Here is a 7420-nt window from a genome sequence, read left to right as displayed (position 1 = left end):
GGCCAGCGCAACAACCTGGATGCGCTGTGCAAACGCTACGGCGTGGACAACACGGCGCGCACGCTGCACGGCGCATTGCTCGACTGCGAGCTGCTGGCGGCGGTGTACCTGGCGCTGACGCGCGGCCAGGAAAGCCTGTCGATCGGGCTGGACATACGCAGCGAGCAGGCTGCCCGGGATGCCGCGCACGCACGGCCCAGGCCCGTCCTGCTGGCGGCATCGGAGGCCGAACTGGAGGCACATGCAGGCCTGCTGGAGGCGATCGCCAAGGAAAGCAAGGGCGCTTGCCTGTGGGGCGCGGAGCAGGGGGCGGCTTGACGGTTCGGGTGCCGCGCAGGCGGGGGGCGTTATACCGCATCGCGCACCTGGGACTGGCTCTCGCCTGTCTGCTCCTCGCCCCGGCGCCGGCCCTCGCTGCGCGGGTGGCGGTAGTGCTGAGCGACGATTCGGCGCCCTACCAGGAGGTCTATCAGGTCATCCGCGCGCATCTGGAAGGCGCCCGTCACGAGGTTAGCCGGCTGGATGCCGATGGATTGGCCGCGCCCTCATTGAACGAGGCCAGGTTGACCGTTGCCGTGGGGGTGCGCGCAGCCGAAGTGGTGGCGATGCTTCCGGCGCGGCCACCGGTGCTGGCGGTGCTGGTGCCGCGGGCGTGGTATCTCAAAAGCGGACGCACCCGCCTGAGCGACGGCGGCCGCCGTAGCGCGTCGGCAATCTATCTGGATCAGCCGTTCGAGCGGCAGGCACAGCTGATCCGTCTGGCTTTTCCCGAAGCGCGGCGGGTGGGCGTGCTGTCGAGCAGGGGGCAGGACGGGCTGCTGGCGGAACTGGACGAGGCCTTGCGTTTGCAGCAGCTCAGCCTGGTGCACGCCACCCTGGCCGAGGATGAACGGCTGATTCCGCAGCTCGAAAACGTGTTGTCCGAGGCCGATCTATTGCTGGCCTTTCCCGATCCGCGGGTGTTCAACCGCAATACGGCGCAAAGCATTCTGCTCACGTCCTATCGCTACCGCGACCCGGTGCTGGGCTATTCGCGCTCGCTGACGCGGGCGGGGGCATTGTTGTCGCTGCACTCCAGCCCGGCACAGATCGGCCGCCAGACTGCCGAATGGGTGAGCAGTGTCTTGCAGGGCGGCGTGGCGCGTCTGCCGTTGCCGGCCCCTCCTGCCTATTTCAGCATTTCGATCAATGAACAGGTGGCGCGTTCGCTCGGCTTTACCTTGCCGCCGGAAGCCGAATTGGAAAAGCGTTTGGGAGGGGGGCGCTGATGGCGGCTTCATTGGGGATACGGGGACGCGTCATGGTTCTGGCCATGGTGCCGGTGGCGATTGTCGGGGTCTTGCTGCTGTTTCAGCTCATTACCGGAAAAATCGACGATCTGGATCAATCGTTGCGCACCCGTGCCGTAGCCATTGCGCGCCAGTTGGCGCCGGCGGCCGAATACGGCGTGGCCTCGGGGAATATCGAGGTGCTGCAGACCCTACTCGAAAAAGCGGCGATCGAGCCCGATATCCGCGGGGTGGCGGTATTCACCGATAGCGGCCAGAGGCTGGCGCAGGTTGGTCTCGGGATATGGGCCTATCCCGAGCAGGAGGGGCTACCGGTGGATCGCATCCATCAGATCGAATACGAAGACCGGCTGGTGTATTACGCGCCGGTCACGCGTACCGAGGTGGGAGTGGATGATTTCAATGCGGATGGTGAACGGGCGCCGCCGCAGGCTGGCCAGACCCGGCTGCTGGGCTGGGTCGGGCTGGACGTGTCGCGCAGCGCCACCATCAAAAGCCAGCGCGATGCCATCCTGCGCAGCCTGGCCATCCTGCTGGCGGGTCTGGGCGTCAGCCTTTATCTGGCGTGGCGTATCGGACGCCAGATCACGCGGCCGATTCTGGCCTTGACACATACGGTCAGCCGCATTGGCGAGGGACACCTGGACGAGCGGGTGGAACTGAGCGGACAAGCCGAATTGGGCATGCTGCAACGCGGCATCAATCACATGGCGGCACATTTGCAGGCGATGCAGGATCAGATGCAGGAAAAAGTTGATCGAGCCACGGCACGCCTGGTCTATCAGGCCAGCCATGATGCCTTGACAGGGCTGATTAACCGCCGCGAATTCGAGCAGCGGCTGGAGCGCACCCTGCTGTCGGCCTTGCAGCAAGATCGGGAGCACGCATTGTGTTACATGGATCTCGATCAATTCAAGGTGATCAACGATTCCTGCGGCCATGCGGCAGGCGACGAACTGCTGCGCCAGCTGACCCTGCTGTTGAAGGGCAAGCTGCGCGAACGCGATACGCTGGCCCGCCTGGGAGGCGACGAGTTTGCGCTGCTGCTGGAAAATTGCAGCATCCCGGATGCGCTGGAGGTGGCGGACAGTTTCCGGGCCGAGGTGCAGCGCTTCCGTTTCAAATGGGGGGATCGCATTTTCTCGGTCGGCATGAGCGTCGGCATGGTGGCGATCAACCGCGACAGCGGCACCGCAGCGAGCCTGCTGTCAGCGGCGGATGCCGCGTGTTACGTGGCAAAAGACCGCGGCCGCAACCAGATTCACCTGTATGAAAGCCGCGATTCCGATCTGGTGCGCCACCGCGGCGAAATGCAATGGGTGACGCGGATTCAGCGGGCGCTGGAAGAACAGCGCCTGCGTTTGTCGTGGCAGGAAATCCGCCGCACCGACGGCGTGGCGGAATCCACCCGCCACGTCGAACTGTTGTTGCGGATGGTGGACGACGACGGCAGCGAAATTCTGCCGATGGCTTTCATCCCGGCAGCCGAGCGTTATTCCATCATGCCCGCACTCGACAGTTGGGTGATCGAGGAAGCGCTGCGCCTGTGCCGGCAGTATCTGGCGGCAGATTGCGTGTTGCGTTACCTGTTTGCGGTCAACCTGTCGGGGGCGTCGCTCAAGGACCCGGCTTTTCGCAGCATGCTGCTGGCGCGGCTGCAGGAAAACCCCGTCTTGGGACCGCACCTGTGCTTTGAAATCACCGAGACGGCGGCCATCGGCAACCTCGCCGTGGTCAACGATTTCATCGAGGCCATGCGCGGCTTCGGGTGCAGTTTCGCCCTGGACGATTTCGGCAGCGGCTTGTCGTCCTTCACCTATCTGAAAAATCTGAAAGTGGATTATCTCAAGATCGACGGCGCATTCGTGCGCGATATCGCGACCAATCCGATCGATCGTTCAATGGTCGAAGCCATACACCGCATCGGCCACCAGATGGGGCTGAGAACGGTGGCCGAGTACGTCGAGTCGGATCGGATCCTGGCGCTGCTGAGGCAGATCGGGGTGGACTATGTGCAGGGGAGCGGCATACACCGCCCGGAGCCCCTGGAAAAGCTGTGCGATCGAGCCTGAGCACAGGCCCGGTGTTTCAGGCGGCTACGCCGAAACCGGCATTGACGACGGCCTGTTCCAGGGCGGCGCGGTCGACCCGGGCGGGATCGTATTCCACGCGCGCCTGAGCGGGCGCGAGCGTGACCTCGACGCTGTGCACACCGGGTAATGCGGCCAATACCTTCTGCACGCTGTTGACGCAGCCACCGCAGGTCATGCCGGTTACGGACAAAATGATTTCGCTCATGCTGAACCCCGAAAGAATATTCGAGGCTTGATTCTACTTTTTACGCGGGCGTTTGCGCAGGGCTTCTTTGGTGTGGTCGATCAGACGGTCGGCCACCACTTCGGCATCGACGGTAAAGGTGCCGTTGGCCAGCGCGGATTTGACCGCCTCGATCTTGCCGGCATCCGCGATGTCGGCCGCAGCCAGCTGGGATTCTAGCGAACGGATGCGGGTGCTCGATTCGGTCAGCGTCAGCGAATCGCCGCCGCCCGCTGCGGGGGCGGCGGTCTTACCCGCGCCCTTGCCTTTGGCGGCGGAGACTTTGGCGGCGGCGGGAGGGGTGATGCGCTTGTCGATTTTCACGAACTGGATTCCTGTGGGCCTGTTTTCCGGAATGGATGCAACTTACCTTTGTATACGGCATGGTTCCGGAAAACCTTAATTGAATTTACCCTAGCACATGCGAGGCCAGACCGTCCGCCAGTTTGGGCTCGAACCAGGTGGATTTGGGCGGCATGACTTCATTGGCATCGGCCACCGCCATCAGGTCTTCCATGCGGGTGGGGTGGAGCGCCAGCGCCAGCGCCATTTCGCCGCTGTCGACCCGTTTTTCGAGCTCGGCCAGGCCGCGGATGCCGCCGACGAAATCGATGCGCTTGTCGCGCCGGGGGTCGGTGATACCAAGAACGGGTGCGATCAGGTTGTTCTGCAGCAGGCTGACGTCCAGGCGTCCCACCGGATCGGCCGGGATGAGGTCGGGGCGGATGGTCAAGCGGTACCAGCGGCCGGCCAGATAGAGACCGAAGCTGCCCGGCTGCTCCGGTTTGACCGCGCTGGCGGCGGGGGCGATGCTGAAGGCGGCGGCTGCGCGCTCCAGAAAGGCTTCTGCGGAAAGTCCGTTGAGGTCGGCGATGACCCGGTTGTAATCCAGGATGCGCATCTCGTGCGCGGGAAAGATCACCGACAGGAAGAAGTTGTAGGGCTCGGCACCGGTGTGTCCCGGATTGGCGGCACGCCGTGCTGCGGCGATGCGCGACGCCGAGGCGGAACGGTGGTGGCCGTCGGCGATATAAAGCGCGGGCATGGCGTTGAATGCGGCGGTGATGCGCGCCAGAATCGCGGGATTCCGGATCGCCCAGAGGGTGTGCCGCACACCGTCGAGTTCGGCGTCGGAATCGGGCGCGCCACTGGACGCGGCCGCCAGGATGGCGTCGATCTCGGGCGCGGCGGGATAGGCCAGCAGCACCGGACCGGTCTGCGCGTCGAGCGCGTCGATCTGCCGTACGCGGTCGTCTTCCTTGTCGGGCCGGGTGAATTCGTGCTTGCGGATGCGGTTGGTATCGTAGTCCGCCACCGAGGCGGCAGCCACGATGCCGGTCTGGCTGTGGCTACCCATCACGATGCGGTAGGCGTAGTAGCAGGGCGCCGGATCGCGCATCAGCACGCCGGCTTTAATCATGGCCTGCAGATTTCCGGCGCCCTTGGCATAGACCTCGGGGGCGTAGGGGCTGGTATCCGCCGGCAGGTCGATTTCCGGTTTGGAAATGTGCAGGAAGCTCCACGGGCGGCCGCCTGCCCGCTCACGGGCTTCTTCCGTCGACAGCACGTCATAGGGCGGGGCGACGACATCGTTGGCGCGTCCCGGTGCGGGGCGGAGAGCGGCGAAAGGCTGGATCAGATTCATGGCTACTTATTGTGCGGTTGGGATGGGGTCGCCGAGCGCGGCGAGGAATGCGGTCACTGCACCGACGCGCCGGCCGACATCGGGCAGGCTGGTGCTCAGCTTCAGCCGGTCGGGACCGGCGAGCCGGTAACCGGCCTTGCCCTGGATCAACCCGATGATTTTACCCGGATCGACGGGCGGGTTGGGAACGAATTGCACGCTCATCCCTTCGCCGGACACGTCCAGCCTGGCAATGCCGTAGGGGCGGGTCGACATGCGCAGACGGTGCACGGCCAGCAGGGCGCGTGCCGTATCGGGCAGTTCGCCGAAGCGATCGATCAGTTCCTCCTGCATCAGCGCCAGATCGTCAGGGGTTTGACAACTCGCCAGCCGTTTGTACAGCACCAGCCGTTCGTGCACGTCGGGGCAATAGTCTTCCGGCAGCAGCGCGGGCAGATGCAGGTTGATCTCGGATACCACGCCGAGCGGCTGGCTCATGTCCGGCTCCTTGCCGGCCTTCAGGCTCGCCACCGCGCCGGCCAGCATGTCGTTGTAGAGTGAGAAGCCGACTTCGAGGATCTCGCCGCTCTGCTTGTCGCCCAGCACTTCGCCGGCGCCGCGGATTTCAAGATCCTGCATGGCGAGATGAAAGCCGGAGCCCAGCTCCTCCATCAACTGGATGGCCTCCAGCCGCTTCTTCGCCTGTGGCGTGAGGCTGCGGTCTTCCTCCACCAGCAGATAGGCGAAGGCCTGGTGGTGCGAGCGCCCGACGCGGCCCCTGAGTTGATGCAGTTGGGCGAGCCCGAACTTGTCGGCGCGGTTGATCAGGATGGTGTTGGCGGTGGGAATATCGATGCCGGTTTCGATGATGGTGGTGCACAAGAGAATGTCGTAGCGCTGCTGATAGAAATCGCGGATCACTTGTTCCAGTTCGCGTTCGCCCATCTGCCCATGGCCGACGCGGATGCGCGCCTCCGGCAGCAGCTTTTCCAGCCGTTCGCGCATGGCCTCGATGGTGCTGACTTCGTTGTGCAGGAAATAGACCTGGCCGCCGCGCTTCAATTCGCGCAACACCGCCTCGCGGATCAGCCCGGCGGAAAACGGCTGCACGAAGGTTTTCACCGCCAGCCGTTTCTGCGGGGCGGTGGCGATGACCGAGAAATCGCGGATGCCTTCGAGCGACATCGCCAGCGTGCGCGGAATCGGCGTGGCGGTCAGCGTCAGCACGTCGACCTCGGCGCGCAATGCCTTCAGCTGCTCCTTCTGGCGTACGCCGAAGCGGTGCTCCTCGTCGAGGATGACCAGCCCGAGTCGGGCGAATTTGACATCCTTCTGGATCAGCCGGTGGGTGCCGATGACAATGTCGATCCTGCCTTCTTTCAGCGCGGTGAGTGCCTCGGCCTGCTCCCTGGCGGTGCGGAAGCGCGACAACTCGGCGAGCTTCACCGGCCAGGCCGAAAAACGGTCGGAGAAATTCTGGAAATGCTGTTCGACCAGCAAGGTGGTCGGCACCAGCACCGCCACCTGGTAGCCGCCCATCACTGCCATGAAGGCGGCGCGCAGCGCGACCTCGGTCTTGCCGAAGCCGACGTCGCCGCACACCAGCCGGTCCATCGGCTTGCCCGACTGCATGTCGGCCATCACCGCGGCGATGGCGGCAGCCTGGTCGGGGGTTTCCTCGTAGCCGAAGCCCTCGGCGAAGGCCTCGTAGTCGTGCGGCGAGAACTGGAAGGCGTGGCCCTCGCGCGCCGCGCGCAGCGCGTACAGGTTCAGCAGCTCGGCGGCGGTGTCGCGCGCCGCCTGCATGGCGCGGCGGCGCGCCTTCTCCCACTGGTCGGTGCCGAGCTTGTGCAGTGGCGCCGCGCCTTCGCCGGCGCCGCTGTAGCGCGAGATCAGGTGCAGGTTAGCGACCGGCACGTAGAGCTTGTCGCCCTTGGCGTATTCGAGTTGCAGGAACTCGGTGTCGCCGTCGCCGAGGTCCATGTTGATCAGGCCGAGGTACTGGCCGACACCATACTGCGCGTGCACCACCGGATCGCCGGGCTTGAGCTCGGAGAGGTCGCGCAGCAGGTTGTCGATCTGGGTGGCGCGGGCTTCGCGCGCGCGCCGGGTCTTCGGCGGGATGGCGTAGAGCTCGGTTTCGGTGATGACGGCGATCCGCCCGTCGCTGCTGACGAAGCCTTCAGCGAGC

The 7420-nt window shown here is 64.9% G+C and carries 6 protein-coding genes and 1 pseudogene; 3 read left to right on the top strand and 4 right to left on the bottom strand.

Annotated elements, in window-relative coordinates:
- From Q0L94_RS09255 to Q0L94_RS09245, 3 genes and pseudogenes are all read left to right on the top strand, one after another.
- Nucleotides 1-318, top strand: a pseudogene (locus tag Q0L94_RS09255) (DNA polymerase III subunit epsilon); the annotation flags it as partial.
- Nucleotides 315-1268 carry an ABC transporter substrate binding protein gene (locus tag Q0L94_RS09250; protein ID WP_296752742.1) on the top strand — a complete coding sequence of 318 codons (954 nt, stop codon included), beginning with the start codon at nucleotides 315-317 and terminating at the stop codon, nucleotides 1266-1268. The pseudogene Q0L94_RS09255 and the gene Q0L94_RS09250, both read left to right, overlap by 4 nt.
- A gap of 32 nt (nucleotides 1269-1300) precedes the next feature.
- The gene (locus Q0L94_RS09245; RefSeq protein ID WP_296752741.1) at nucleotides 1301-3361 is read left to right on the top strand and encodes an EAL domain-containing protein; all 2061 of its coding nucleotides are present in this window, start codon (nucleotides 1301-1303) and stop codon (nucleotides 3359-3361) included.
- Between the two features lie 16 nt (nucleotides 3362-3377).
- Here Q0L94_RS09245 and Q0L94_RS09240 read toward each other — a convergent pair whose 3' ends face one another.
- From Q0L94_RS09240 to mfd, 4 genes are all read right to left on the bottom strand, one after another.
- Nucleotides 3378-3587, bottom strand: coding sequence for a heavy metal-associated domain-containing protein (locus Q0L94_RS09240; RefSeq protein ID WP_296752740.1), 210 nt, complete (start codon nucleotides 3585-3587; stop codon nucleotides 3378-3380).
- Between the two features lie 33 nt (nucleotides 3588-3620).
- Nucleotides 3621-3929: a flagellar biosynthesis anti-sigma factor FlgM gene (gene flgM / locus Q0L94_RS09235; protein WP_296752738.1), complete on the bottom strand. Its 309-nt coding sequence runs from the start codon at nucleotides 3927-3929 to the stop codon at nucleotides 3621-3623.
- Between the two features lie 85 nt (nucleotides 3930-4014).
- On the bottom strand, nucleotides 4015-5250 hold the full coding sequence (locus tag Q0L94_RS09230; protein WP_296752736.1) for a DUF1015 family protein: 1236 nt from the start codon (nucleotides 5248-5250) through the stop codon (nucleotides 4015-4017).
- A gap of 6 nt (nucleotides 5251-5256) precedes the next feature.
- On the bottom strand, nucleotides 5257-7420 hold a 2164-nt coding region (gene mfd / locus Q0L94_RS09225; RefSeq protein ID WP_296752733.1), incomplete at its 5' end, for a transcription-repair coupling factor.

This window comes from Thiobacillus sp., from assembly GCF_024708915.1.
This window is presented reverse-complemented; position numbering and strand designations above follow the sequence as displayed.